At 59.1% G+C, this 21,043-nt stretch carries 23 protein-coding genes and 2 pseudogenes; 16 read left to right on the forward strand and 9 right to left on the reverse strand.

Going from position 1 to position 21,043, the window contains the following annotated elements; translation table 11 throughout:
* Positions 1-135: 135 nt before the first annotated feature.
* The gene (locus HB630_RS23310) at positions 136-507 is read right to left on the reverse strand and encodes a hypothetical protein (RefSeq protein WP_213775018.1); all 372 of its coding nucleotides are present in this window, start codon (positions 505-507) and stop codon (positions 136-138) included.
* A gap of 66 nt (positions 508-573) precedes the next feature.
* Between HB630_RS23310 and HB630_RS23315 the strand changes: the two genes are divergently transcribed.
* Positions 574-1,020: a DUF2231 domain-containing protein gene (locus HB630_RS23315; RefSeq protein ID WP_346656129.1), complete on the forward strand. Its 447-nt coding sequence runs from the start codon at positions 574-576 to the stop codon at positions 1,018-1,020.
* 47 nt (positions 1,021-1,067) lie between these two features.
* Positions 1,068-2,369: a sorbosone dehydrogenase family protein gene (locus tag HB630_RS23320; RefSeq protein WP_249781021.1), complete on the forward strand. Its 1,302-nt coding sequence runs from the start codon at positions 1,068-1,070 to the stop codon at positions 2,367-2,369.
* Between the two features lie 11 nt (positions 2,370-2,380).
* Here HB630_RS23320 and HB630_RS23325 read toward each other — a convergent pair whose 3' ends face one another.
* Entirely contained in the window at positions 2,381-2,590 is a 210-nt protein-coding gene (locus HB630_RS23325; protein ID WP_213775020.1) for a hypothetical protein, read from the reverse strand.
* Between the two features lie 117 nt (positions 2,591-2,707).
* On the opposite strand from HB630_RS23325, the gene HB630_RS23330 reads away from it, so the two are divergent.
* Positions 2,708-2,893 (forward strand): hypothetical protein, encoded by a 186-nt coding sequence (locus HB630_RS23330; RefSeq protein ID WP_213775021.1) that lies wholly within the window; start codon positions 2,708-2,710, stop codon positions 2,891-2,893.
* A 126-nt stretch (positions 2,894-3,019) separates the two neighbouring features.
* Here the strand turns inward: HB630_RS23330 and HB630_RS23335 are convergent, their stop codons facing one another.
* Both HB630_RS23335 and HB630_RS23340 read right to left on the reverse strand, forming a co-directional pair.
* Complete coding sequence (locus tag HB630_RS23335) at positions 3,020-3,199, reverse strand: hypothetical protein (RefSeq protein ID WP_213775022.1); 180 nt, start codon at positions 3,197-3,199, stop codon at positions 3,020-3,022.
* Between the two features lie 75 nt (positions 3,200-3,274).
* The gene (locus HB630_RS23340) at positions 3,275-3,484 is read right to left on the reverse strand and encodes a DUF6496 domain-containing protein (RefSeq protein ID WP_213775023.1); all 210 of its coding nucleotides are present in this window, start codon (positions 3,482-3,484) and stop codon (positions 3,275-3,277) included.
* A gap of 109 nt (positions 3,485-3,593) precedes the next feature.
* On the opposite strand from HB630_RS23340, the gene HB630_RS23345 reads away from it, so the two are divergent.
* The 3 genes from HB630_RS23345 to HB630_RS23355 all read left to right on the forward strand — a co-directional run bounded on the left by HB630_RS23345 (position 3,594) and on the right by HB630_RS23355 (position 5,141).
* Positions 3,594-4,529, forward strand: coding sequence for an NADP-dependent oxidoreductase (locus HB630_RS23345; RefSeq protein WP_213775025.1), 936 nt, complete (start codon positions 3,594-3,596; stop codon positions 4,527-4,529).
* Between the two features lie 106 nt (positions 4,530-4,635).
* The gene (locus HB630_RS23350) at positions 4,636-4,830 is read left to right on the forward strand and encodes a hypothetical protein (RefSeq protein ID WP_213775027.1); all 195 of its coding nucleotides are present in this window, start codon (positions 4,636-4,638) and stop codon (positions 4,828-4,830) included.
* An 80-nt stretch (positions 4,831-4,910) separates the two neighbouring features.
* Positions 4,911-5,141, forward strand: a complete 231-nt coding sequence (locus HB630_RS23355; protein WP_249781010.1) for a hypothetical protein — start codon at positions 4,911-4,913, stop codon at positions 5,139-5,141.
* A gap of 34 nt (positions 5,142-5,175) precedes the next feature.
* Here the strand turns inward: HB630_RS23355 and HB630_RS23360 are convergent.
* The 3 genes and pseudogenes from HB630_RS23360 to HB630_RS23370 form a co-directional block, all read right to left on the reverse strand.
* Positions 5,176-5,901 (reverse strand): annotated as a pseudogene (locus HB630_RS23360) (DUF72 domain-containing protein).
* A 30-nt stretch (positions 5,902-5,931) separates the two neighbouring features.
* A complete protein-coding gene (locus HB630_RS23365) occupies positions 5,932-6,645 on the reverse strand; it encodes an MgtC/SapB family protein (RefSeq protein ID WP_213775029.1) in 714 nt (237 codons plus the stop codon).
* 25 nt (positions 6,646-6,670) lie between these two features.
* Positions 6,671-7,138: a phosphatase PAP2 family protein gene (locus HB630_RS23370; RefSeq protein WP_346656126.1), complete on the reverse strand. Its 468-nt coding sequence runs from the start codon at positions 7,136-7,138 to the stop codon at positions 6,671-6,673.
* Between the two features lie 346 nt (positions 7,139-7,484).
* Between HB630_RS23370 and HB630_RS23375 the strand changes: the two genes are divergently transcribed.
* The 6 genes from HB630_RS23375 to HB630_RS23400 all read left to right on the forward strand — a co-directional run bounded on the left by HB630_RS23375 (position 7,485) and on the right by HB630_RS23400 (position 15,483).
* On the forward strand, positions 7,485-7,991 hold the full coding sequence (locus HB630_RS23375) for a 2Fe-2S iron-sulfur cluster-binding protein (protein WP_213775033.1): 507 nt from the start codon (positions 7,485-7,487) through the stop codon (positions 7,989-7,991).
* Positions 7,988-9,004: a xanthine dehydrogenase family protein subunit M gene (locus HB630_RS23380; RefSeq protein WP_213775035.1), complete on the forward strand. Its 1,017-nt coding sequence runs from the start codon at positions 7,988-7,990 to the stop codon at positions 9,002-9,004. The genes HB630_RS23375 and HB630_RS23380 overlap by 4 nt, the downstream gene beginning before the upstream one ends.
* Positions 9,005-9,015: 11 nt before the next feature.
* Entirely contained in the window at positions 9,016-11,259 is a 2,244-nt protein-coding gene (locus HB630_RS23385; RefSeq protein WP_213775037.1) for a molybdopterin cofactor-binding domain-containing protein, read from the forward strand.
* Between the two features lie 142 nt (positions 11,260-11,401).
* Positions 11,402-13,723, forward strand: coding sequence for an FdhF/YdeP family oxidoreductase (locus HB630_RS23390; protein ID WP_213775039.1), 2,322 nt, complete (start codon positions 11,402-11,404; stop codon positions 13,721-13,723).
* Between the two features lie 85 nt (positions 13,724-13,808).
* Positions 13,809-14,351, forward strand: coding sequence for a DUF4142 domain-containing protein (locus tag HB630_RS23395; protein ID WP_213775207.1), 543 nt, complete (start codon positions 13,809-13,811; stop codon positions 14,349-14,351).
* A 55-nt stretch (positions 14,352-14,406) separates the two neighbouring features.
* Positions 14,407-15,483: a flavodoxin family protein gene (locus tag HB630_RS23400; protein ID WP_213775041.1), complete on the forward strand. Its 1,077-nt coding sequence runs from the start codon at positions 14,407-14,409 to the stop codon at positions 15,481-15,483.
* 4 nt (positions 15,484-15,487) lie between these two features.
* Here the strand turns inward: HB630_RS23400 and HB630_RS23405 are convergent.
* A pseudogene (locus HB630_RS23405) lies at positions 15,488-15,769 on the reverse strand (SDR family oxidoreductase); the annotation flags it as partial.
* 311 nt (positions 15,770-16,080) lie between these two features.
* Here HB630_RS23405 and HB630_RS23410 point away from each other — a divergent pair.
* Together HB630_RS23410 and HB630_RS23415 are read left to right on the forward strand one after the other, a co-directional pair.
* Positions 16,081-16,773 carry an outer membrane beta-barrel protein gene (locus tag HB630_RS23410; protein ID WP_213775042.1) on the forward strand — a complete coding sequence of 231 codons (693 nt, stop codon included), beginning with the start codon at positions 16,081-16,083 and terminating at the stop codon, positions 16,771-16,773.
* 704 nt (positions 16,774-17,477) lie between these two features.
* Positions 17,478-17,723: a DUF2147 domain-containing protein gene (locus tag HB630_RS23415; protein WP_346656130.1), complete on the forward strand. Its 246-nt coding sequence runs from the start codon at positions 17,478-17,480 to the stop codon at positions 17,721-17,723.
* A gap of 242 nt (positions 17,724-17,965) precedes the next feature.
* Here the strand turns inward: HB630_RS23415 and HB630_RS23420 are convergent, their stop codons facing one another.
* Positions 17,966-18,847: a FadR/GntR family transcriptional regulator gene (locus HB630_RS23420; RefSeq protein ID WP_213775043.1), complete on the reverse strand. Its 882-nt coding sequence runs from the start codon at positions 18,845-18,847 to the stop codon at positions 17,966-17,968.
* Positions 18,848-18,978: 131 nt separating this feature from the next.
* Between HB630_RS23420 and HB630_RS23425 the strand changes: the two genes are divergently transcribed.
* Positions 18,979-20,100, forward strand: coding sequence for an ABC transporter substrate-binding protein (locus HB630_RS23425; protein ID WP_213775045.1), 1,122 nt, complete (start codon positions 18,979-18,981; stop codon positions 20,098-20,100).
* 24 nt (positions 20,101-20,124) lie between these two features.
* Complete coding sequence (locus tag HB630_RS23430) at positions 20,125-21,042, forward strand: branched-chain amino acid ABC transporter permease (RefSeq protein WP_213775046.1); 918 nt, start codon at positions 20,125-20,127, stop codon at positions 21,040-21,042.
* Position 21,043: the final 1 nt, after the last annotated feature.

Raw genomic sequence — 21,043 nt, forward strand, 5'->3', positions numbered from 1 at the left:
TTCTTCCAGACGCTCGTAGGGTCTGGGGGAAAGAGGGGAGTGGAAACTTCGGGGTCAGAAGTTCGCAGTTTTGTACCGAAGTGGCTCTCCGGCCCGAATCAAACTGCGAACTTTGAATCGTCGATCCCCTCAAAACTACGCCAGAACCTCGGTGGAAGATTCGGAAGCGTGACGCGATCGAGCGCCGCGCAGCCGGCTAGCTGACCGGCCGAAATCTCTCAGAAAAAGCTCCGCCGCACTTGTGCTGGAAAATAGTGAAGTCCCGATGAATGAGCTGTCGACGCCATCAATAGGATTGTTACCGCCGTTTTGATTATCCCAGTAGTCGCCCGTGATGTCCTCGTACTTCGGTGAATTTAGGAACTTACTGTGGCGACGACTAAGGTTGCCTTGGGCATCCCCAGGGGAACTACATGATCTCCAAACAATTTGGTCTTGACCAAACGAATTTGCATCAAAAGCGGCTAACCCCACTCGGAACTCCGGCTTGTTCAGATGGTTGGACACGCGGCGTTTCCAGAACGATCGGCATCTGAGGAGGGCTCTTTGACATATAACGATGATCTTCACCCGGTGAACAACCGTCTGCGCTCGACAGTGCGGATCGCGAGTCGTCCTGTCCATCCAATGCTGGTGCCATTTCCGATCGTATGCTTCGTCGGTGCGCTGGTGACCGACATCGCCTATGCCCGAACAGCCAACGTGATGTGGGCGGATTTTTCCGATTGGCTGCTCGTGATCGGCATGATCATGGGCGGGCTGGCGACGATCGCCGGCCTGATCGATTTTCTCGGCAATCGTTTGATCCGTGCGCAAGCCCCGGCATGGCCCCACATGATCGGCAATATCGTCGTCCTGCTGCTCGCACTGCTCAACACCCTGGTGCATACGCGAGATGCCTGGACGTCGGTGATGCCCGTCGGACTTATTCTTTCGGTGATCGTCGTGCTGATCCTGCCCATCACGGGCTGGCTCGGTTGGTCGATGGTTTATCGTCACGGCGTCGGAGTGATCAAGTGATGTTTGCTGCAATGGATATGGCGCGGGCAACCCGGCTCGCGAGCCTCATGGCTTTTTGTGCCTCGGCCCTTTGCCTTGCTGGATGTAACGATCAGGGCGGCGATCCAAAGGCCCAGATCGGTCCTCATCCGAACTTGCCAGATCTGAAGCAATATCTCATTCCGCCCGTGCATATCGCCCATGTCGTCGGATGGAAAACGGACGAAACGCCGACGGTCGCGCAAGGACTCAAGATCCAGGCGCTGGCCAAAGGTTTGCAGCATCCGCGGTCGCTTTATGTGCTGCCCAATGGGGATGTCCTGGTCGTCGAATCGAAATCTCCGAATACGCAGCCTATCGCGCGGCCCAAGGATTTCGTGATGAGCCTGGTGGAATCATGGGCAACGTCCGGAGGCGATACCGGGGCCAGCAACCGCATCACGCTGTTGCGCGATGCCAATGGCGACGGTGTTCCCCAGACCCAGAGCGTATTTCTTGACCATCTCCACTCGCCATTTGGCGTGGCGCTGGTCGGCAACGATCTCTATGTCGCCGACACCGATGCGATCGTGAGATACCCCTACAAGGAAGGCGACACAAAAATCACCGAGGCCGGCACGCAGCTCACCGAACTGCCCGGCGGTCCGATCGACCATCATTGGACCAAGAGCCTCGTAGCCAGCCCGGATGGCTCGCTGCTGTATGTCGGCATCGGCTCCAACAGCAACATCACCGAGAACGGCATGGAGGCGGAGAGGGACCGCGCGGCGATCTGGCAGGTTGACCGCGCGACCGGCCGCCATCGCATCTTCGCCAGCGGTCTGCGTAATCCGAACGGCTTGAGCTTCGAGCCGCAGAGCGGCGCCCTGTGGGCGGTGGTGAACGAGCGGGACGAACTCGGCCCCGATCTGGTCCCCGACTATATGACCTCGGTGAAAGACGGCGCGTTTTACGGCTGGCCCTATAGCTATTACGGCCAGCACGTCGATCCGCGGGTCCAGCCGCAGCGGCCGGACCTGGTCGCAAAGGCCATTCCGCCGGATTATGCCCTGAGCTCGCATGTCGCTCCGCTCGGCCTTGCGTTCTACACGGGGTCCAATCTTCCGGAGGCTTACCGCGGCGGGGCATTTGTGGGCGAGCACGGCAGCTGGAACCGCGATCCGCTGAACGGGTACAAGGTTGTGTTCGTGCCGTTTAGCGGCGGCCAGCCCAACGGAATGGCGCAGGATGTCGTGACCGGATTCCTCGACAACGATAATCAGTCGCGCGGTCGTCCCGTCGGGCTTGCGGTAGACAAGTCAGGGGCTCTGCTGATTGCCGACGACGTCGGCAACACGGTGTGGCGGGTGACATCGGAGGGCGGTGGTTGATTGGCGGACTGTCAGCCCAAGGTGAAATCGGAACCGGGGTCTGCGACGACTTCGTTGGGATCGGCCTCGCATGGCTTGATTTCGAAATCATCATCCAGAACCATTTTTCCCTCGGGACCGGGGATGACGAGACCGGCGCGTTCGGCTGCCTTCCAGACCTCATCCCGGGTCGCAAAACTGCGGGTAAGCTTTTCCTCGTCCTCAAACAACGCGTATGACATGACCCTCTCCGAACTGAACCCCTCGCTATCGCAATCGCCGAAGGCGGCGCATGTTCCAGGCTTCGGCCGTTTCCGATCCGGTGCGGGAACGGATCGCCGATGGCCGGACTGTGAGTGATGGCCATCGCAATCATCGATGTTCTGTTAAAACCGATCGCTCGCATCAGGCGGACCTGCGAGATGGTGGGAGTTGCGGAAAAATTCAACCGGACCCTTCCACAACTTGAAACTTACCTCGAAGGCGAGATGACCAATGGCGAAACCAGCGAAACTCGGCTGACCTATGACGGCTCTGTTTCCTGAGGGAAGCGTTCGCGAAATCATAACAACGTCACGAAGCCACGAATCAGTGCAGCCGGCGCTGACGCCGGGCGGCGGAAACTAAATCCGGCCACGATAGCTGAGGCGTCGACTGTCTCACAGGAGCCCTCAGTGCATCCCAAGCGCGTTCTCGAGCTGACGCTTGCTCATCCAGGATCGTCCCTCGATGTGCCGGTTTCGGGCCTCCTGATACAGCTCCTGCCGGGTGTGTCCGTCGAGCTTGCGGGAACGGGAGATCGCCGCGCGATGTCCTCGCGCCGTCTGCTTACGCGCATCCTTTCCGCCCATGGTCCTGGTGCTCTCCCGCTTCCGCGAAGCGCCGACATGGGACTTGCCCTCGCGCTCCTGCTGCGCTGTACGGCCCTAGGTTTCCTTGCCTTCGGTCCGCTGCAGGTTGCGGCGGTTACGGCGCCTGCTTTCGTATTTTGACGCGCCGGCTTCCTCGAGTGCGATGGCAATCGCTTGACGGCGGTTCTTGACTTTACCGCCGCGGCCGCTCTTGAGCTCGCCATGCTTGAATTCGTGCATGACCCTGCCGGTGATCCGTTTCTGACGCGAAGATGGTGCTGCCATAGCTGGTCCCTCCATGGATTGGGCAAGAACCTTCTGCGATCGCCGAGTTCCAGGTGGATAGGAACAGCGGAGGGCGGGAGACGTTGGTCCTGGAGACGAGGAGGCAGCGATGACGAAAGTTCAAAAAATACGCATTCATCAATTTGGTGGGCCGGAAGCCCCACACGCCGACGAGGTCGATCAGTCGCAGCCGGACGCGGGACAGGTGCTGGTCGCGGTGCGCGCCGCCAGCATCAACCCGGTCGATTTCAAGATCCGCTCCGGCAAATATCCGGCCGTGAAGGAAGATCGTCTGCCTTATACCCTCGGACGTGATGTTTCCGGCGTGGTCGCAAAATGCGGCGCCCAGGCGTCGCGTTTCAAGGCCGGCGACGACGTGTTGGGCATGGTCGGGATTTGCGGCGGCGGTTACGCGGAGCAGGTGGTGCTGGCCCAGACCGCGGTTGCGGCGAAGCCGTCCGGTATCGATCATATACATGCGGCCGCCATTCCGCTGGCGGGCCAGACCGCCTGGCAGGGCCTGTTCCGGCATGGCGGCCTGAAGGCCGGTCAGTCCGTCCTGATCCACGGCGGCTCCGGCGGCGTCGGGCATTTCGCGGTGCAATTCGCCAAGGCCAAGGGTGCGCGCGTGTTGACGACAGTATCGACCGAGAATGTCGATTTTGCGCGGTCGCTCGGTGCTGATGTCGTCATCGACTACAAGAAGAAGCGTTTCGAGGAAGAAGTATCCGATCTGGATATGGTCTTCGACCTGATCGACGGCGACACCCGCGAGCGCTCCTGGAAGCTGCTGAAGAAAGGTGCGGTGCTGGTTTCGACGCTGACCGATCCGTCGCAGGAGAAGGCCAAAGAGCTCGGCGTCCGCGCCATGCGTTATACGGTCGAGGCCGATGGCGATGAACTGGCCGAGATTGCGAAGCTCGTGGTCACGGGAAAGGTCAAGCCGTATGTTCAGCAGACGTTTCCTTTGAAGGCAGCTGCTGAAGCCCTTGCTGCGGTGGAAAAGGGGCACTCGGTCGGGAAGGTCGTATTGACCGTTAAATGACCCGGAGAGGAATGGCATTCGGGCGCAGTCCACCAGCTAGAACGAACGGAAGGAACAGGCAACGCTTTTCGCCGTTCTTGTACCGCTTGGCAGAGGAGATCCGAAGATGGGACTGGCTCAGTATGCAATTGTTGCGGTCCGCGACCAATGGGGCGTGCTCCACGATGGCAACATCAACGGTGAATATGCCACGAAGGAAGCCGCGTTCGAATCGGCTGCCGCGGCAGCCTCATTGGCGATCCGCGACGGCCATGAAGTTCACGTCAGCGTGCCGGGCCGCGAAGAGGAGAGGACGGCATGATGATCACAAATGCATCGCCGCCTTTGTCGGATCCGGTGTTACGTGCGTAGACAAGGGGAGGGCAAGGATCGCGCGCGATTTTGTCCGCAATTTCAGCGCGGGAGGCGCCAATGACGAAGAGAAATCGGCAGAAACACGCCATTCCATTCGATCAACGATTGCAAAAAGCTGCCGAAGAAGCCCGCGCAGCCGCAGGAAAATTGCCGCAGAGCCTGGAGCGCGAAGCGTTGATTGAACGGGCAAGGCAGGCGGAAACGGCGGCTCGCATCAATGAATGGCTGACTTCGCCGGGATCGCAATCTCCGAAATAAAAATAGCGAAATGAATAGCCTCGAAGCCCGGCCATCATTCCAACAGCCGGCGTAGTCTGATCGCGTCGGCAGGTGCCGTACTCTTCTGGTCATTGTCGAAATAGACGAACACGTCGCATCCCTGCCGTTTCCACGACTTGATACGTCGTACCCAATCCGCCAGTACATCGGGACGATAATGCCCCTTGTAGCGCCCCGTCGGCCCGTGTCCACGTATATAGACGAAGTCGGCAGTGCGCTTCCATGGCGATGGCGCGTCATGGTGGTCGGAGAGGCAAAGCGAGATGTTTCGCTCGGACAATAATCCAAAAATGCGATTCTGATACCAGCTCGGGTGTCGGAATTCGAAACTGTAACGTCGCTTCTTCGACAGCAGCTTGATGAACGAAGCAAGCCGGTCGGAATCGGCTTCGAAATTCGGCGGCAATTGAAACAGGATCGGTCCAGCCTTGCCGCCGAGCAGCGAGAGACGATCTTCCAGCAATTCGAGGCTGTCGATTGAACGATGCGACAGCCTTTTCCAATGGGTGATGAATTTCGAGGCCTTCCAGGCGAAGACAAATTCCGTTCCGGTCTACGCTTGCCAGCTCGTGACGGCCTCCGGTGTCGGTGTCCGGTAAAAGACCCCGTTTAGTTCGGTGGTCTGAAACTGGCTGGCATAGTATTGAAGCTGGTTCTTGATCGGCAACCCCTTTGGGAAAAAGGCTTCCCGCCAGGAATCGTAATTCCAGCCTGAGGTGCCGATCAGGATGCGGGCCAGGGCTTCTTCATCCAACTGGCTTTTACCTGATTATCGCCCGTTCTCGGTGGTGAGCTCGAAGGATTTGACGCGGAAATGACGGTCGATCATTTGCAGGAGCTCAGTGGGGGGACCGGCCAGCTCGGGCTGCTTCCAGGACAACTCGAACGTATAGTCCATTCCGTCCGCATCCGGACTTTGTCGCTGCTCCTGAAAATGCGCACGGTACTTCATCGGTTGGACAAGCTTGGGCATGTCGACCAGCACATTCCATTGTGCCGGGCCGGTGACGACCAGCCTGGCGCGATGTTCGCGGGGGATGATGCGATCGACCCACTTCAAAGGCCCGAGCGTCAGAACACCCAGCAGGGTAGCGGCGATGCCGAGAATCAATTGGCCGCCACCCAGGCATAGTCCGATCACCGTCATCAGCCACAGGGTTGCTGCGGTCGTTACCCCCACGGCCAGATCGCCCTTCTTCAGGATCGTGCCGCCGCCGATGAAGCCTACGCCGGTCAGGATACCCAGCGGCAGGCGCATCAGGTCCATCACGGCAAAAGACTCCGGCGTCTTGCCGCTCAGCGGCAGCAGGATATTGGCCTGGATCATGGCGAGCGCGGCCGCCAGGCCGACCAGGATGGTGGTTCTAAACCCGGCGGCGTGACCGCGCGCGCCGCGGTTAAATCCGATGACGGCGCCGGCGAGCATCGTCAGTGCAAGACGGATCGCGATGTCAGGCCAGGAAGGTTCGAGGGGCATGTTCATGACGTCGCCCTGTCAAATTGGGAAATCAATGGGTGTCCATGTCCCGGCCGTAGCCGGTAAATCTCCGCAAGAGCCGCTCCGTGGCGACGCCGATCGCAAGCCCGACGACAACGTCGCTGGTCCAGTGGGCGAGCAGCACGATCCGGGTCGCGACCAGACCTGCACCAACGAGCCACACCGCGTTGCGTTGTCGCCGTGACAGCCGAGATGCGGCGGATGCCAGTGCGCCGACGTGGACAGCATGTCCGGACGGAAAGGCGTCAAATTGTTTCCCGGAGAGCGGCACTCCGCGGCCGTGACCTCGGATCGTCAACCGATCCGGGCGCTGTTGATCGAAGATCATCTTGAACAAATGCGGAAGCGCTGACGCGACCAGTGTCGTCAACAGAATGTGGTCAGCGGCCTGACGTTTGGTACGGTCTTGATGTCGCGTATAGAGCCACCATGCCGCCGTGAGCGCGCACAGCACATGTTCGTCCGCGCCCCACGTCACGACTTCCGCGACCTCTTCCGTAGGAGGATTGGTGTGCGATGCTATCGACCTTGCTATCGCAACATCGGCTGCTGTCGGACGAACGGTCGCTAAAGCCACTTCGAAGCACCCCCCTGAATGACAATATCAGTCAAATAAACGTCACATCCCCTTGTCGGTTCCGACAATGGAACGCCGGATCGGGAGCTTCTCGGCTCGGCGCCAATCTCCGCGGCGATGTCTTTGAACAGCCTATGTATGCTCAAGCGTCGGTCGGCCAGCCGTGGCCCGCATTTTGCCGGTGTGGAACGTGTCTTCCTTGAAAAGGTTCTAGACACTCAATCGCTCTGCAAAAGCGAGGTCCCGCGTGTCCCATTCCGTCACGTCTTCCGGCGTACCGATAACCCTGACCATCAATGGCCACCGTCATGAACTGAGGGTTGATCCATGGGTTACCCTGCTGGATCTTCTGCGCGAGCAATTGCAATTCACCGGCACGAAGAAGGGATGCGATCAAGGCCAGTGCGGCGCGTGTACGGTGCTGATCGGCGGCAGGCGGATCAATTCCTGCCTTGTGTTGGCGGTGGCGCGGGATGGCTCCGACATCATCACCATCGAAGGACTATCGGAGGGCGGGGAGTTGCATCCGCTGCAGACCGCCTTTGTCGAACATGACGCATTCCAGTGCGGTTACTGCACGCCCGGCCAGATCTGTTCCGCCGCGGGATTGCTCAGGGAAGGCCACGCCCATACCCGCGCCGATATTCGCGAGCAGATGAGCGGAAATCTCTGCCGGTGTGGCGCCTATACCAATATCGCGGATGCGATCGAGGACGTATTGCAGCAACGCACCAAGCGGGAGGCCGCCGAATGAACCGGTTCGATTATGTGAGGGCGGAATCCGTTGCCGATGCGGTGAAAGCGCTTGCCGCTGTGCCTGATGCCAGGGCCCTGGCCGGCGGCACCAATCTTGTCGATCTCATGAAGTATGACGTCGCCAAGCCATCCCGGATTGTCGACATCAATCGGCTGCCGCTGAAAGCCATCGAAGAGACGCCGAGCGGCGGACTTAGGATTGGCGCGCTCGTCACGAACAGCGATCTGGCTTGGGATCCGCGCGTCGTGAAGCGTTATGCGCTCCTCGCCAGCGCAATCCTCGCAGGGGCGTCGCCGCAACTGCGGAACGCTGCGACCACCGGCGGCAATCTGCTGCAGCGAACACGCTGCTATTACTTTTACGATCCGTCGACCGCCTGCAACAAGCGTGTCCCCGGCAGCGGTTGCTCAGCCATTGGCGGCGTCAACCGCATTCACGCCATCCTCGGCACAAGTGATGAATGCATCGCGGTTCACCCATCCGACATGTGCGTCGCGTTAGCCGCCCTCGATGCCGTTGTGCATGTTGAGGGACCGGGCGGTACGCGCACGATACCGTTTGCGGAGTTTCATCGTTTGCCGGCCAATGAGCCGGAACGCGATAATACGTTGCGGACAGGTGAGTTGATTATTGCTGTTGAATTGCCCGCCGCGACGTTCGGTCCGAACCACACCTACCTCAAGGTCCGAGACCGACTTTCCTATGCATTCGCGCTGGTAAGCGTCGCCGTTGGCCTGAAAATGTCCGGCGGCACCGTCGAGGAAGCCCGAATTGCGCTCGGCGGCGTCGCCCACAAGCCGTGGCGCGACCGCGCGGCGGAGGAGAGCCTGCGCGGTAAGCATGCCGACGAGGAGACCTTCAAGGCGTTTGCCGACGAGGTGCTCCAGCAGTCGAAGGGCCAGGGTCAAAATGACTTCAAGGTTGAGTTGGCGCGACGCACGATCGTCCGGGCGCTGCGGCAAGCCGCCGCCGGAACGCCCCAGGATCAATCCGACAAGACCATTCGCTAGGGAGACAGCCTGTGCAGTCAGCCGAACTCCATCACATCGGGCGCGCCACAAATCGCGTCGACGGCCGCCTCAAGGTCACCGGTCAGGCGAAATACGCGGCGGAATATGCTGCGACCGATCTGCTCTATGGGGTTATCGTATCGAGCACGATTGCCTCGGGCCACATCCGGAAGCTCTATATCGATCGAGCGAGGACGGTTCCAGGCGTAGTCGAAATCTTCACCCACGAAAATCGTGGCAAGGCTGCCCGGCTGGACCGCAGCTGGCGCGATGAGGTCGCGCCACCCGGCCATCCGTTTCGGCCCTTGAATTCGGATCGGATCATTTTTGATGGCCAGCCGATTGCGCTGGTCGTTGCTGACAGTTACGAGGCGGCGCGAGACGCGGCATCGCTGATCCACGCCGACTACCGGGTCGATGCGTACTGTACGGAACTAGAACGCAAGCGTTCCGAGGCGTATGATCCGCCGGAAAAGCGCAGCGGCATTCCGGCGCCCCCAGAGCCTCGCGGTGACGCCGAGACGGCGTTCTCGCAGGCGCCCCATCGGTTCAGCGGCGACTATCGCATCAACGCCGAGCATCACAACCCGATGGAAATGTTCGGCACGACCTGCGTCTATGAGGGTGATGGAAAGCTCACGATCTACGAAAAAACGCAGGGGCCGCAGGCCAGTCAGAGCTACGTCAGCTCCGTGTTCGGCCTGAAAGGCAGCGATGCCCGCGTCATCAATCGCTATGTGGGCGGCGCGTTCGGCTCCGGATTGCGGCCGCAGCAGCAGTTGTTCTTGGCGGTGATGGCCAGTATCGAGCTCAAGCGATCGGTCCGCGTAACGTTGACGCGGACGCAGATGTTCCACATCGGCTACCGGCCGGATACCTACCAGACGGTCTCGCTCGCCACGGACGGCAACGGTCAACTGACCTCCATCATGCACGACGCGGTCGCGGCCACGTCGCATCAGGAGGACTACCAGGAGGCGGTCGTGAACTGGTCCGGCATGATGTACCACTGCGACAACGTCAAGCTGACCTATGCGCTTGCCAAGCTCAACACTGCGACGCCCTGTGACATGCGCGCGCCGGGCGCGGCCGTCGGTATCACGGCGCTCGAATGCGCGATGGACGAGCTGTCCTACGAGGTCGGGATTGATCCGCTTGAATTGCGGAAGGTCAACTTCGCATCCAAGGATGAGAACACCGGAAAGATGTTCACCTCAAAGGCGCTGCTCGACTGCTATCGGCGAGGAGCGGCGGCGATCGGCTGGAGCAGGCGCAAGCCGCAGCCGCGCTCGATGCGCGCAGGACATGAACTGGTCGGACTCGGGATGGCCACCGGCACGTGGGACGCCTTCCTCATGAAGGCGGCCGCAAAGGCGAGATTGACGGCCGATGGCAAACTCGAGGTTTCGACCGCGGCGTCCGATATCGGCACGGGCACCTGGACCATCCTTGCCCAGATTGGCGCCGATGCGCTTGGCTTGCCGATCGAGTCGGTCACGCCGAATATCGGCGATTCCCTGCTGCCCGAGTCTCCCGTCGAGGGCGGGTCATGGACAGCCGCTTCGAATGGATCGGCCGTGCAGGCGGCCTGCGACGCGGTCAGACAGACGCTGTTCAAGCACGCGAAAAAGATGGCCAATTCTCCGTTGGCCGATTCCGGGTTCGAAGAGGTTGAATTCCATGCCGGCCGGATCGGGCGCAAAGACGATCCCGGCCGCAGCCTGTCGATCGCCGAAGTGATGCATGCCGCCGATCTCGATGAGATCGTCGAGGATGGCAAGGTCAGTCCGAACGCCAGGCAGATGCGGAAATATGTCAGCTACACCCATTCGGCGGTGTTTGCGGAAGTCCGCGTCGACGAGGAGCTGGGCATCGTCCGAATTCCCAGGATCGTATGTGCCGCCGCGGCCGGCCGCATCCTCAATCCGAAGACAGCGCGTAGCCAGATTCTGGGCGGCGTGGTCATGGGCATCGGAATGGCGCTGCATGAAGAGGCGATGACCGACCATCGGCTCGGCAAGATCATGAATCATGATTTTGCCGAATATCACGTTCCGGCCCACGCCGATATCGCGGATATCGAAGTCATCTTTGTCGACGAGCAGGACGACAAGGTCAGCCCGCTGGGTGTGAAGGGGCTGGGTGAAATCGGGATCGTCGGTACCGCTGCGGCCGTTGCCAACGCGATCTTTCATGCTACCGGCACGCGCGTGCGCGACTTTCCCATCACGATCGACAAGCTGATTGCTGCATGATCGTGATGATCGATCGGCCTCCGGCGACCAGGCCTGATCGAGACGAAATATCGACACTCAATTCGTGCAAAGTCCAACAGGCGCAGGAACTTCTTGTCCAGGCATCGGGTTTTCCTTGCAATCCATTGAAGGAGATCCGGCCGTGAGACAGAGAGTCAAGGTTGAACATTATGATGGCCCGGCGGGAGGTTGGGGATCGGTGAAGGCCGTCGCCAGCATCCTGACGCAAGAAGAGGTTGCGATCCTCGGCAGCGAAATCCTTCTCAAGCAGAACAAGCCCGACGGCTTCATGTGCGTCAGTTGCTCCTGGGCGAAACCGGCCAAGCCGCATCCGTTCGAATTCTGCGAGAACGGTGCCATGGCCACGGCATGGGAGGTGACGGGAAAAACCGTCACGCCGGATTTTTTCGCTGCTCATACCTTGGCTGAGCTGCGTAGCTGGTCAGACCACGAGTTGGAAGAGCAGGGGCGTTTAACGACGCCAATGCGATACGATGCATCGACCGACAAATATGTACCGGTGGATTGGAGCACTGCGTTCCGCGAAATCGGGGCCGAACTCAGCAGGCTCGGTCCACGTTCGGTCGTCATGTATACGTCGGGCCGGGCTTCGCTCGAAGCGAGCTACATGTATCAGCTGTTCGGCCGGATGTACGGGACCAACAATTTTCCGGACAGCTCCAACATGTGTCACGAGACCACGTCGGTGGCGCTTCCGGAAGTGATCGGGGTCCCGGTCGGTACCGTATTGCTTTCCGATTTCGAGCAGGCGGATTGCATCTTCTTCTTCGGCCATAATACCACGACCAATGCGCCGCGCATGCTGCATCCCCTGCAGGAGGCCGCCCAGCGCGGCGTGCCGATCATTACGTTCAACCCGTTGCGCGAACGCGGGCTTGAGCGCTTCACCAATCCCCAGAATCCGATTCAGATGGTGATGGGCGGCACCCGGATCAGCACGCAGTACCATCAGGTGCGCCTCGGCGGTGATGCGGCGGCGATTGCCGGAATATGCAAGGCCATCATCGACGCCGATGACGCTGCACGGGCGTCCGGATCCCCGCGTGTCGTCGATATGAATTTTATCGAGCAACATACGTCGGGCTTTGAAGAGTTCGCAGCCTTCTGTCGCCAGAACCATTGGAATGAGCTGGAGCGCGTTTCAGGACTAAGCCGTGCGTCGATGACCGACGCCGCCAATGTTTACATGGCGTCGAAAGCAGTCATCGCCAACTACGGAATGGGCATCACTCAGCACAGGCACGGCGTCGAAACCGTCAAGATGATCGTCAATCTGTTGTTGCTTCGCGGAAATATCGGCAAACCAGGCGCGGGTATATCTCCCATTCGCGGCCATTCCAATGTGCAGGGACAGCGTACGGTTGGAATCTCTGAAAAGACGAAGCTGGTGCCGCTCGACCGGCTTGCGGAACTTTACGATTTCGATCCGCCGCGCTGGGAAGGTCTCACCACGGTCGATGCGTGCAAGGGTATTCTCAAGGGCGACGTCTGCGGCTTCGTCAGCCTCGGCGGCAATTTCCTGCGCGCGGTTCCCGAACGGTCATTGATGGAGCCGGCGTGGACGGGATTGCGACTGTCGGTGCAGATCGCGACCAAACTGAACCGCAGCCACATCGTTCCGGGCGAGGTCACGTACCTGCTACCCTGCCTCGGCCGGATCGAGATCGATACCCAGGCAAGCGGGCCGCAGGCGATCTCAATGGAAGACTCCACCACGTCCATTCACGGTTCACGCGGCCAGCGCGAGCCGGTCGCAAAAAGCCTTCTGTCGGAGGTGAAGATCGTCGCCGAACTGGCCAAGGCGACCCTGAAAGCCAACCCGAAACTCGATTGGGACACCTGGGTTGCCGACTATTCGCTGGTGCGCGATGCGATCGAGCGGACTTATCCGGACCAGTTCAAGGAGTTCAACCGGCGGATGTTCGAACCCGGTGGTTTTCCGCGCCCGCTTGGCGCGCGTGAACGGAAATGGAAGACGCCGAACGGAAAGGCAAATTTCACCGTCCCCACATCGGCGCTGAATCCACCCGCGGAAGCGGACGACATCTACGAATTGATGACCATGCGCGCCGACGGCCAGTTCAATACCACGATCTACAACGAGGATGACCGCTTTCGCGGCATCCAGGGAGGTCGCTATGTCGTCCTTATCAATCCTGAAGACATGGCTGAGATGGAGCTGAAGTCGGGTGACTTCGTCACGCTGTCAACGGCGGTAAACGACGGCGTTGATCGCTCTCTCGGCGAACTCCAGGTCGTTCCGTATGACATACCGCGCAAGAGTATCGCCGGTTACTACCCGGAGTGCAACGAACTCATTCCGCTCTCGCATTTTGCCGAAGGAAGTAAAGTTCCCGCGGCAAAATCCATCCCCGTGCGAATCTCAAAAGATAACCCGCTTGAATATGTCGAGGCCGACGAGATTCCGATTTCGGTGACATGAGATCGACATTTTGAGCGCATCAGCAATGGGAACCAAGGTGACGCTTCCGGGATTGACGAAAGACAAATCATTGCTGGAGGCTTTAATGAATAAATTTGCAATCACCGTATCGACAGTAGCTCTTCTCGCATTTTCGCCAGCGTTCGCCCAGTCGATGGGTGAGAAAACCGGCGTCAACTCCGCGCTCGACATCAGCCCGACCACGGCGGATTTTGTCAAGGAAGCGGCGACCAGCGACATGCTGGAAATCGCTGCCGCCAAGATTGTGCAGGACAAGGGCAACGCCGAGGAAAGGAAATTCGCCGCACAGATGATCACGGATCACACCAAGACCAGCACCGATATAAAAGGCATGGTGAGCAGCGGAGAGGTCAAGGCCGACATTCCGGCGAAGCTTGACGATTCCTCGAAGAAAAAGCTCGGAAAGCTTCGGGATACCAAGCCCGACGACTTCGCCGCCGAGTACGATCCGATGCAGGTCAGCGCCCACAAGGATGCCGTCTCTTTGTTCGAGCGCTATTCAAAGTCGGGTGATAACCCCAAGCTGAAGGACTGGGCAGGTAAGACATTGCCGACGCTGCAGCATCACCTCGAAATGGCTCAGGCGATGAATAAGAACCGTAAGTGAAGCGGTCGTCCTGACGGGAGTTTGTCGCAGCTACGCCGCAAGGAGGTTTGGCAGGATGACGGAGCCTGACGTTCGCAAGGGAATGCCGCCTGTCAAACTCTCCCGCGACGAATTCGAAAAGCGCTACCGCCGCCGCTTTTCCGATCCTGTTTTCGCGCCGCTGCAGCGCGAGCTGGCTTCCATCATCGCGGCTGCATGGGATGCTTATAGCCATTCACGCAAGTCTCCGGTCACCCGCAAGGCGGGACCGGGATTCGCCGATCCGGAGTACGAAATCGCGGTGGACTGGCTCGTCGGCCGCGAGGCGATCCTGGATGCGCAGCGGCGACACGACGATTTGAGCGCAGCGCCACGTATCCTGATCATCAATGGTTCATCCCGCAGCGAACATACATGTCCGGGTGAAATGTCCAAGACGTGGCGCTTGGTCAAGCTCGTCGAACCGGTTCTCGTTGAAAAAGGATTCGCGGTCGATATTCTCGACCTTTCTCGGCTGGCGTCGGAATTCGGCAAGGAAATTCATCCCTGCAAAGCCTGTGTGTCGACGTCGATGGCGTTATGCCACTGGCCGTGCAGTTGTTACCCGAATTACTCGCTGGGACAGACCGACGACTGGATGAACGAGATCTATCCGCTATGGGTCGCGGCTCATGGCATCCTGATCGTCACTCCTGTCAACTGGTACCACGCGCCGACGGGATTGAAGGCCATGATGGACCGGCTGGTTTGTGCCGACGGCGGCAATCCAGATCCGTCTTCTACCCACGGCAAGACGGCGGCGGAGGCCAAGGCGCTCGAAATGGCGGGCTGGCCCTATCCGCGACATTTGGCTGGCCGATATTTTGGAATTGTCGTTCACGGCGACAACGTTGGCGCGGAAACGTTGCGTCGTTCATTATCGGATTGGCTCACCGACATGAGCTTGATATCGGCTGGCGGGATGGCGGAGGCCAACGGCTACATCGGCTATATGGAGCCATATGCCACGTCTCATCAAGCACTCGATGAGGACGAGGCGTTCCGGCAGGACGCGTTGAACGCGGCGCGTGCGCTCGGCAGCGCCGTAACGCTCAGCCGGGCTGGCAGGCTTGAAAATCCCGGCAAGGGCCTTGCTGATCCGAACCCGAAATAGTTGCTCAAGGCTGGCCCGAGCCGCCGGCCGCGCCGTAGACCTGGCCCGTGGCAAAGCTCGCATCGGCCGCTGCCAATTGCACGTAGATCCAGCCCAGCTCCGCCGGCTGCCCGGGGCGGCCCAGCGGGGTTTGGCTGCCGAACTTCTCCAGCTTCTCCATCGAGGCGCCCCCCGAAACCTGCAACGGAGTCCAGATCGGGCCCGGTGCGACGCCGTTGACCCGGATGCCCTTCGGGCCCAATTGCTTGGCCAGCGACTTCACGTAATTCATCGTCGCGGCCTTTGACGTTCTGGACTCCGTTGCTTACTGCACTCGGCGCCATCTACCTGCGTATCTCCCCCTTGCGGGCGTGCCCGCCGTGCTACGGCAGATCGTCCGATGGATCGATGACGACAACGAGATCCATCCTCACTCAGCGCTCACGATGCACTCCCCGAGGGAATTCATCCGTGCTCAAACCCAGTAGCCGGGTGTTCGGTGAAACGGGGGACACTCCAGTCACCACATATGGCCTTGAAAACCGGCACCGTTCTCTGGAGTCAACTGAGGCCAAGACGCCAAGGAAAACTGTGATGAGAATTGTAAGGAAAACTGTGATGAGAAAGGCCTTGTTCGCGCTGGCTATATCGGCCTTTTTGTTGCCGGCAGGCGCTTCGATGGCGCAGAGTCTTCCCGAGCCCTTGACGCCCATCGGCAATCTGAGCAGCCCCTTTAACCTCATCATTCCAAACTATAGCAAGGCGCCGCTTCCTTCCTCTTGGCAGGGATTCTACTTCAAGCCATCGATCGGCTATAATAGCATTTCATTCGGCGGCAATCAGCTGAGCGACGCTAAAGGAATCACACTCGGCGCCTCGGGCGGCTACGATTTCCGTTACAATCGCTTCGTGTTCGGCCCGACAGCGGATTTGAACTACGATTTCCTGAGTGGCGGCGAATCCAGCATAGACGGTATATCCGGATACAAAACCCGCATTGATTTCGATGGCTCGGTGGGTGCCAGAGCAGGGTATCTATGGGATCGCACCCTGATCTATGTGACCGGCGGCTATGCGTTCGCCAATATGAGTGTGAAGAACGACGCATTTGGCCTCAGCGATTCTCACACGCTATCCGGATGGACGGCCGGCGGCGGCCTGGAATATCTTTGGAGCGACCATGACAGTCTTCGCTTCGGATACCGGCGCGTACAATTCTTCGACGCGAGCTTTGATTCGCTACCGGTCGATCGCAATAAGGTGAAATTCAATATGGACAAGTTCGATATTGGTTTCGTACATCGCTTTTGACTGCACAGGAAAGTGATCGTCAAAGACAAGCGGGCTGTAGAACAACCGCAACCAGGCGGAAAACCCGTCGATGCCCTTCGCGATCTATCAAGCGCGACAGCTTGTCAGACAATGGCGATAACTTAGCAAACAAAGGCAATAACACTGTGCGCCGGCCTGTTGTATCGGAGACTTCCGCGGTTCAACCTGCAGGCGCAGCCAAGTCCGCTGTTTCGCGGAAAGCGTCGTCGCATCTCCGAACTCCGAAGGCAATATCAGACAGGGCTATGCCTGTCCGAGTCGAGCGGCTCGAAATCTGCTCAGTGGGATGTGAGATAAGAGGCCCGTTGATCGGGAGTCTTCTGTCGAAATCAGATATTCCATCGCCGGTCAGCGGACCTAAAGCGCGCCCCTTCGGCTTCGTTACCCTGGATGGAGGACCCAACGTCTTGGAGCAGGCCGCAGATAGGTCCGAAGCCATTCTTAGGGCCAGAGAGCAGGCGCTTTATGGCGTCGTTGGGATTCTACGGTAACGATCGAGGAGGTTCGGATGGCGTGGTCAGGTGGCGCCGATGTGATTACTGTATCGAAACCTCGATTGATGCTGTCGTTCGTGCTGGCCTCGTCATACTGTTCGCGGCGCTGTCTCCGGGGCGTGCCGTCGAGCCGTCGGCTGCGGGGCTATGGCAGAGCTCGAAGATGGCAAGCCGGTGGTGTAGGTCTTGGTGGTCGATGACGAAGGCATCTTCGAAGGCGTCATCGCCAAGACGTTTCTGCTTCCCGGCGAAGATAGCAATGATGCCTGCACGAAATGCACCGACGATCGCAAGGATGCATTGGTGCTCGGAATTTCCTTTATCAGGGACATGAAACGCAATGGACTGACGTACGAGAACGGCAACGTCCTCGATCCCCGCGACGGCAAGATCTATCACGCCAAAATGACGCTAGCCGCCGGTCGGGGCGGTTAAGCCGCCCGTTGCGGCGAAGAAGAACGCGCCGGCGCAGTTGCCGAGGTAGCGCACCCAAGCGAGCGTTTCGCTCCCCCATCAACTTTGATCCAGAGCGCTGCGGTTCTCGTCCGTTTCTTGCCGGCGCCGTTTTGCCGGACAGAATGAGCACCGAGGTGCGCGCAAGCCGAGCTTGCAGCCGATCAGACAATGGCACCGGCATTGGACTGGGACCGATCATCATCGAACCACATGATTTCCTGCTACATAACAGTTTTTCGAACAGCGGCTTCCCGGAGAGCGATTTTTCTTTTTGCTTTGTGTCGTTGGCGACCGTTCCCGCGCTTCTTGGCCGGGGCGTTCGGCTCGGAGTCGGCAAGACCTGAAGCAAGATTGTTCTGCGCGCGGCGATCGATCAGTTCAACCCGCACTTCGATCTCTCGCAGGTTCTGAACCGTGGCCTTCACGGCGGCCGGCTTATCTCGTCTTTTGATTGCGTCAACAAGACCCGAATGAAAGGGAAGCATGCCGGAAAGCAAACCGAGCTTAAGCACCGCTCCGACGTGAACGATAAAATCATTCGCATGCGTCGCGAAGGCTTTGGTCAGATAGGCGTTGTGGGATGCCGTGACGATGGACAGGTGAAAATCATAGTCCAGCTTCGCCATCTCATCGCTATCTTGGACATCTTCCATGCAGCGCTGCCAAGCCGACATGATCGCATCCATTTCGGCTTGCGAATGTCTTTCCGCCGCGAATCCGCTCGCGGGAATCTCGATCAATTTCCGAAATTCCAGAAACTCAGCGCGCGTCTTCTTAGACGTCGGCGTCAGCAGGTCGCGCTGCCACACCTCTGCACCGGTGACGTAGGTCCCCGAGCCGCTCCGGGCTTCAACAACGCCCAGATGGCCCAATACCCGCAACGCTTCTCGGACCGTGGAGCGACCCACGCCCAGAAGACGCCCAAGTTCGATCTCTGACGGCAACTTCGTCCCGGCCGCCCACGCATCCTCGGCCAGCATCTTTTTGATGACCGCGATGACCTCGTCGACCAGCGAGGTTCTCGCGACACGAGGCACTTGGACTTTTGGTGCTGTGTCCACCTGATCAATCGTCCCTGTGGGAAATGACGCAATCTTACGCACTGTGCCTCGTCTCAACAAGCAGAAGGGCTAAAAAACGGTCTGGCAGTCTGCTTGTCAGACAGCTTTTGCGGCGCTAATCATTAGGCCGAGACGGGCATTCTTGCAAGTGTGGTTGGAACAGGAAGACCAATATGCGTTTGATCCAAGCTCTCGTTCTTTTCTTTGCTTCATGCACCGCGACGATGGTGGAAGCTCAACAGCTCAGCCTCCCGATTATCGTCCCGCTGACAGGGCCTCTCGCTCAGGACGGCACGGCGCAACGAAATGCGACATTATTGGCGAAAGCTCACAGCTCCGCCGGTGGCAACGTCGCGATGGATGTGTTTGATACCGGTGGGGCGCCCGAGGGCGGGACTAATGCGCTGGAGCGCGTCGGCGATCAAAAGGGCGTCGTCGCCGTGGTGGCGCCCGTCTTCGGCACGCAAGTCTTGCCGATGCTGGACGTGGCGAATGAACTCAAGCTACCTATGATCACAGTCTCGGGGACGGCGGCAATCACGGAAAAAGGCAGTCCCTTCATCTTCCGCTATTATCCGTCGGACGCTGTAACCAAATATGCTCAGGCAAAATATGCCGTCGACACCCTCGGGAAGAAGCGCGTCGCCATCTTGTTCAATTCCGTCGCGTACGGCCAAAGCGGTGAATATCATCTGAAAAACTATGCGACCCGTTTCGGCGCAAAAGTTGTCTTTTCAGATTCCGTCGATTTGTCCATCAAGGACATGACTCCCCTGATCGCAAGGATACAAGCCGCTGAGCCAGACGTCATTCTGACGCAATTGCTGCCGACATCGATGGCTCTGTTTGCCAAACAATATGCTCAGTCGGGCGCCAAAATCACCGTCGTTGCAAATACATTCCTGACCTACCCATCGACCACAGCTTTGCTCGAGCCATCGGAGATCGGGATGACCTGCGCCGAGACATCGGCCTGGATCGGAAAAGGCGCATCGCCGGCAATGGATCGCTTCATCGACGACTACATAGCCAAGTTCGGCATCCAGCCGGATGGGAGCGCGTTGCAGCAATATGATGGCTCGATGATGGTCATGAAAGCAATCGAGGGTGGCGCCGCGACAGCGAAAGACGTCAAGGCGTTCCTGGACACACAGACGTTTCACGGCGTCAGCATGGACTTCAAGAATGACGGCCAGGGAAACATGGCGCATTCGGCTGTCGTGGTCTGCTTTGACGGAAAGTCCCGCACGCCGAACCTGGCTGCTCGCTTCGACAACGTCGATATTACGAAGTAGCCGCGTCGCTGCCGAGGATTTCACATGGTTCAAATTCTCTTCAGCACGGTGGCGCTCGCCTCTGCGTATGCTTTGATGTCGCTGGGATTTGTGCTCGTCTTGAATGCGACCCAAGCCGTGAATTTCGGCCATGGAGCAATCGTCACTCTCGGCAGTTACATATCGTTCACGCTCGGCAGCATCCTTGGGTCGAACGGATTGCTGTTGCTGCCGGTCGTGATCCTGCTGTCCGCGCCGATCGGTCTCGTGTTGTATCTGGTGGCCTATCTCCCCCTGCAGAAACAGCCTGTCGTCACGATCTTCATTTCGACGATCTCGGTCGGCACCATCATCGAAAATTTAACGCTGCTGATCTATGGGCCGGAACCGAAATCCTCTCCGCCGATCCTGGGAACGTCGATCCTGCATGTCGGATCGCAGGCGTTCAGCGAGCAATCCCTGGCCGTCATCGTAACGGCTGCGGTTCTCATCGCGATACAATACGTCCTGTTTACCCATACGCGTATCGGCAAACGTCTGCGCGCAGTCGCACAAGATCCGTTCATGGCGGCGGCCTGCGGCATCGATGTTCGGGTGATGGTGGCCTCGACCTTTATGATCGCCACTGCGCTGGCCGGTGCTGCCGGAGCCTTTTTAGGCGCCACCTATTATACGTCCCCTACGGACGGAGCAAATTACACCATCAAGGCCTATCTCGCTGCGACGATCGGTGGCTGGGGAAGCCTGCCGGGCGCGGTGCTAGGAGCGTTCCTGGTCGCGATCTTCGAGATTTTAATTCCCGCACTGCCGGCGTTGTTTCCCGCCATCGATCGCGTTCTGCCGGGCAGCGACGGCATCTTCACGATGACATCCTCGACCGTCGTTCTCTTTGCGGTCTTTATCCTCGTTCTTCTTTTCCGGCCGCAGGGATTGCTCGGAGAGGCCGTTGGCAAGAGAGCTTGAG

The organism is Bradyrhizobium sp. dw_78 (assembly GCF_018449525.1).
Lineage (GTDB): Bacteria > Pseudomonadota > Alphaproteobacteria > Rhizobiales > Xanthobacteraceae > Bradyrhizobium.

Bases quoted from the DNA above. Each gene is read 5' to 3' on its own strand.
- HB630_RS23325 (WP_213775020.1), bottom strand. From the start codon at position 2,590: ATGTCATACGCGTTGTTTGAGGACGAGGAAAAGCTTACCCGCAGTTTT.
- HB630_RS23395 (WP_213775207.1), top strand. From the start codon at position 13,809: ATGAATAAATTTGCAATCACCGTATCGACAGTAGCTCTTCTCGCATTT.
- HB630_RS23340 (WP_213775023.1), bottom strand. From the start codon at position 3,484: ATGGCAGCACCATCTTCGCGTCAGAAACGGATCACCGGCAGGGTCATG.
- HB630_RS23330 (WP_213775021.1), top strand. From the start codon at position 2,708: ATGGCCATCGCAATCATCGATGTTCTGTTAAAACCGATCGCTCGCATC.
- HB630_RS23430 (WP_213775046.1), top strand. From the start codon at position 20,125: ATGGTTCAAATTCTCTTCAGCACGGTGGCGCTCGCCTCTGCGTATGCT.
- HB630_RS23350 (WP_213775027.1), top strand. From the start codon at position 4,636: ATGGGACTGGCTCAGTATGCAATTGTTGCGGTCCGCGACCAATGGGGC.
- HB630_RS23400 (WP_213775041.1), top strand. From the start codon at position 14,407: ATGACGGAGCCTGACGTTCGCAAGGGAATGCCGCCTGTCAAACTCTCC.
- HB630_RS23345 (WP_213775025.1), top strand. From the start codon at position 3,594: ATGACGAAAGTTCAAAAAATACGCATTCATCAATTTGGTGGGCCGGAA.
- HB630_RS23425 (WP_213775045.1), top strand. From the start codon at position 18,979: ATGCGTTTGATCCAAGCTCTCGTTCTTTTCTTTGCTTCATGCACCGCG.
- HB630_RS23410 (WP_213775042.1), top strand. From the start codon at position 16,081: ATGAGAAAGGCCTTGTTCGCGCTGGCTATATCGGCCTTTTTGTTGCCG.
- HB630_RS23380 (WP_213775035.1), top strand. From the start codon at position 7,988: ATGAACCGGTTCGATTATGTGAGGGCGGAATCCGTTGCCGATGCGGTG.
- HB630_RS23335 (WP_213775022.1), bottom strand. From the start codon at position 3,199: ATGGGCGGAAAGGATGCGCGTAAGCAGACGGCGCGAGGACATCGCGCG.
- HB630_RS23365 (WP_213775029.1), bottom strand. From the start codon at position 6,645: ATGAACATGCCCCTCGAACCTTCCTGGCCTGACATCGCGATCCGTCTT.
- HB630_RS23320 (WP_249781021.1), top strand. From the start codon at position 1,068: ATGGCTTTTTGTGCCTCGGCCCTTTGCCTTGCTGGATGTAACGATCAG.